Genomic DNA, 490 nt, shown 5'->3' with positions numbered 1-490 from the left:
GGGTTTCGATTTCCCCCAGTTCAATGCGGAAACCCCGCAGCTTGACCTGAAAATCATTGCGACCAAGGTAGTCGATATTGCCATCGGGCCGCCAGCGGCCGAGGTCACCGGTTTTGTACATCCGCGCATCGGGTTCTGACGAGAACGGATCAGGCAGGAAGCGTTCAGCGGTCAGTTCAGGCCGATTCAGGTAACCGCGAGCCACACCCGCCCCGGCAATATAAATTTCCCCCGTCACACCACAAGGAACGGGTTGCCCCTGTGCATCCAGAATATAAATCCGGGTATTGGCAATCGGACGGCCAATCGGGGGCGGATTATCCTCTGCGGAGGAAGCGCAGGAATAGAGTGTGGCACAGACTGTGATTTCTGTTGGTCCATAGGCATTAAGCATTTGCCGTCCGGGTGACCAGCGTTTGACTAAGGTTGGCGGACAGGACTCGCCCCCCACCAACAGGGTTTGCACGGTATCGGGCAGGGTATCCAGCGC

General features: G+C 57.3%; 1 protein-coding gene. It reads right to left on the bottom strand.

Features of this window, described 5'->3' with window-relative positions:
• On the bottom strand, positions 1-490 hold a 490-nt coding region (locus AAY47_RS18605; protein WP_047771783.1), incomplete at both ends, for an AMP-binding protein.

Origin of the sequence: Xenorhabdus griffiniae (assembly GCF_001028135.1) — a bacterium.
Taxonomy (GTDB): Bacteria; Pseudomonadota; Gammaproteobacteria; order Enterobacterales; family Enterobacteriaceae; genus Xenorhabdus; species Xenorhabdus bakwenae.
This window is presented reverse-complemented; position numbering and strand designations above follow the sequence as displayed.